This is a genomic window from Pseudomonas sp. P116 (assembly GCF_020149425.1).
In the GTDB taxonomy this organism is placed as follows: Bacteria; Pseudomonadota; Gammaproteobacteria; order Pseudomonadales; family Pseudomonadaceae; genus Aquipseudomonas; species Aquipseudomonas anatoliensis.
In genome coordinates, this window is sequence record NZ_JACVHB010000014.1 from 1 (window position 1) to 3172 (window position 3172).

Genomic DNA, 3172 nt, shown 5'->3' on the forward strand with positions numbered 1-3172 from the left:
AGCAGTGAAACGATGCATCGCCGATGGTAGTGTGGGGTTTCCCCATGTGAGAGTAGGTCATCGTCAAGATTAAATTCCGAAACCCCAATTGCGAAAGCAGTTGGGGTTTTGTTTTGCCCGCAGGAAATGTACCTGCTTGATTTCTATGCAACAGCCCGGGGCATAGCTATCATTCGGGCCTCATTGTGAGGCGAAACCTGCATGTTGACGTTGTTGAATCTTCTGAAGGATGGGCGATTCCATTCTGGTCAGGACCTTGGCGCTGCCTTGGGAGTTAGTCGAAGTGCGGTATGGAAGCAGCTTCAGCACCTTGAGGCTGAGCTTGGACTGTCCATTCACAAAGTCCGAGGTCGTGGCTATCAGTTGGCTGCTCCACTGGTGTTGCTCGACCCTCTTAAAATTGCGGGAATAAAGGGTCGCTGGCCAGCCACGGTTCTCGACTCTACCGACTCGACAAACGCTGAAGCATTGCGCGCCATTGGCTTGGGGCGGGCGGCTCCCTTTTTGGTGCTTGCCGAGCGACAGACTTCGGGGCGTGGGCGCAGAGGTCGCAAGTGGGTTAGCCCGTTTGCCGAAAATCTCTATTTCAGTCTTGTTCTGCGGATCGATGGAGGTATGCGCCAGCTTGAGGGTCTGAGCCTTGTGGTTGGGCTGGCGGTCTTGCAAACCCTTCGAAAGCTGGGAGTGACTGGCGCTGGTTTGAAGTGGCCCAATGATGTTCTGGTTGGTAATAAGAAAATCGCCGGCATCCTGCTAGAGCTGGTTGGAGATCCGGCGGATGTCTGCCACGTGGTTCTGGGGATAGGCATTAACGTGAATATGCAGGTCGCAGAAGAGGTTGATCAGCAATGGACGTCCATGCGGCTTGAGTCTGGTAAAAGCTGTGATCGCAATGTTCTCGTAGCCGAGTTGAGCGAGCAGTTGCAGGCATACATCGAGCGTCAACAAGTGGATGGTTTCTCGGTTCTCCAAGCGGAATGGGAAGGCAATCATTTGTGGCAGGAGCGCTCGGTATCCCTGATTGCTGGTGTCAGTCAGATAGACGGAGTTGTGCTCGGAATTGATAGCCAGGGTGCGCTGCGGTTAAAGGTGAATGGCGTGGAAAAAGTCTTTAGTGGTGGTGAGCTCAGTCTGAGGTTGCGTGATGATTCTTGAGCTCGACTGCGGAAACAGCTTCATAAAATGGCGAGTGCTGAATGGTGCTGAGGCTGTTGCTTTGGTCGCGGAGGGAGTGGTTGATTCGGACCTGGCGCTTTGCGAAGGCTTGCGCGCGCTGAGTGGGCTGTCGCTAAGAAGATGCCGCATGGTTAGTGTTCGCACTGCTGCGGAGACTGGTGCCTTAATTGAGATGCTTGAGCGAGACTTCGGTGTTTCGGTTATCTGCGCGAAACCTGCTCGTGAAATGTCTGGTGTTAGAAACGGTTACGAAGATTACGAGCGTCTAGGTCTCGATCGTTGGTTGGCGATGCTGGGTGCTTTCCATCTGGCCAAAGGTCCATGCCTCGTGCTGGACTTTGGTACTGCAGTGACAGCGGACTTTATCGCGATAGATGGGGATCATCTTGGTGGTTTCATTTGTCCTGGTATGCCGTTGATGCGCAACCAGTTGCGCACCCATACGCGAAAAATTCGCTATGACGATTTTGCCGCTGAGCGCGCACTGACAAGCCAGGCGCCGGGGCGAAGTACTGTTGAGGCAGTAGAGCGTGGATGCTCGTTGATGCTGAAGGGGTTCGTGCTTACCCAGTTGGAAATGGCGCGATCCTATTGGGGGGAGGGCTTCACCGTATTTATTACAGGTGGAGATGCGGATCTGGTTGCAAGCGTAGCGCCTGGGGCCAGGTTTGTTCCAGATCTGGTCTTCGTCGGTTTAGCTGTGGCGTGTCCTTTGTCTTGAGGTATGTATGCGTTGGATGTTCCTGCTACTTCTTGTTCTCAATATTTTCTATTACGTCTGGCATCAACAGGAAGCGCCATTGCGGGCAAAGGACGTAACGCCGCTGAGTTTGTACAAAGGTTCACAGCAGGATATTCGTCTGCTGAGTGAAGGTGGAAGGGCCGCCAAGGAGAAGTCTGGTCCGCAACGAATTGAAAGTCAGTGCCTTTATCTCGGTGGTTTTGCCCGTCAGGAGATGGTTGTGGTGCTGGGCGAGCGTTTGGCTCAAATGGATATCAAGGCTCAGCCATCGCTTGAGGGTTCTCCTGCAGCGGGTTTCTGGATGCGTATTGCACCTGAAAGCCAGCGTTTGCTGGGGGATGCGCAGTTGCAAAACCTTTCCAACGAATTCAATGAGTTAAAACATAAGATAATGCGCTGTGAGGGGGTTGCGCCTGCTGAATAGTTTGAATAGAATGGCGCCCGCTCCGCAGTGAAGACCTTTCAAAGGTCGACGAAGTAGGGCGATGTCAAAGCAGCTAACCTCAGGTTTTTAAATGAGAAATTGCTTGACAAGGGTTTGGCATAGTATAGAATGCCGGCCTGATTAGGAGGGGTTCCCGAGCGGCCAAAGGGATCAGACTGTAAATCTGACGTCTACGACTTCGAAGGTTCGAATCCTTCTCCCTCCACCAGATTTTAGCGTGAGCTGCAAGCTCTGCGGGTATAGTTTAGTGGTAGAACCTCAGCCTTCCAAGCTGATGATGCGGGTTCGATTCCCGCTACCCGCTCCAAGTTTGCAGGTTGTGCAAAGTGTTTCGCTCTTGTAGCTCAGTTGGTAGAGCACACCCTTGGTAAGGGTGAGGTCAGCGGTTCAAATCCGCTCAAGAGCTCCATATAACAAGGCAGATATGAAAATATCTGCCTTTGTTTTAATGGCTTTTGTTGTTTGCTTAATTCTTCTGATAGGGGTGATATCGATGGCTAAGGAAAAGTTTGATCGTTCCCTACCGCACGTCAACGTTGGGACCATTGGTCACGTTGACCACGGTAAAACCACTCTGACTGCTGCTCTGACTCGCGTTTGCTCCGAAGTTTTCGGTTCTGCAATCGTTGACTTCGACAAGATCGACAGCGCCCCAGAAGAAAAAGCTCGCGGTATCACCATTAACACCGCGCACGTTGAATACAACTCGCTGATCCGTCACTACGCTCACGTTGACTGCCCAGGTCACGCTGACTATGTGAAGAACATGATCACCGGTGCTGCTCAGATGGACGGCGCAATCCTGGTTT

Annotated in this window: 4 protein-coding genes and 3 tRNA genes; all 7 read left to right on the top strand. The window is 52.3% G+C overall.

The window, feature by feature from the left end; genetic code table 11:
* Window positions 1-201 precede the first annotated feature (201 nt).
* Window positions 202-1155 carry a bifunctional biotin--[acetyl-CoA-carboxylase] ligase/biotin operon repressor BirA gene (gene birA / locus ICA15_RS28430; protein WP_210555705.1) on the top strand — a complete coding sequence of 318 codons (954 nt, stop codon included), beginning with the start codon at window positions 202-204 and terminating at the stop codon, window positions 1153-1155.
* On the top strand, window positions 1145-1897 hold the full coding sequence (locus ICA15_RS28435) for a pantothenate kinase (RefSeq protein ID WP_210555704.1): 753 nt from the start codon (window positions 1145-1147) through the stop codon (window positions 1895-1897). Before birA ends, ICA15_RS28435 begins: the two co-directional genes overlap by 11 nt.
* Window positions 1898-1904: 7 nt before the next feature.
* Entirely contained in the window at window positions 1905-2342 is a 438-nt protein-coding gene (locus tag ICA15_RS28440; RefSeq protein WP_210555703.1) for a hypothetical protein, read from the top strand.
* A gap of 144 nt (window positions 2343-2486) precedes the next feature.
* Window positions 2487-2571: transfer RNA gene (locus ICA15_RS28445), tRNA-Tyr, on the top strand.
* Between the two features lie 25 nt (window positions 2572-2596).
* A tRNA-Gly gene (locus ICA15_RS28450) sits at window positions 2597-2670 on the top strand.
* 26 nt (window positions 2671-2696) lie between these two features.
* Window positions 2697-2772: transfer RNA gene (locus ICA15_RS28455), tRNA-Thr, on the top strand.
* A gap of 84 nt (window positions 2773-2856) precedes the next feature.
* A partial coding sequence (locus ICA15_RS28460) for a GTP-binding protein (protein ID WP_228732374.1) occupies window positions 2857-3172 on the top strand: 316 nt, incomplete at its 3' end.

Bases quoted from the DNA above. Each gene is read 5' to 3' on its own strand.
- ICA15_RS28440 (WP_210555703.1), top strand. From the start codon at position 1,905: ATGCGTTGGATGTTCCTGCTACTTCTTGTTCTCAATATTTTCTATTAC.
- birA (WP_210555705.1), top strand. From the start codon at position 202: ATGTTGACGTTGTTGAATCTTCTGAAGGATGGGCGATTCCATTCTGGT.
- ICA15_RS28435 (WP_210555704.1), top strand. From the start codon at position 1,145: ATGATTCTTGAGCTCGACTGCGGAAACAGCTTCATAAAATGGCGAGTG.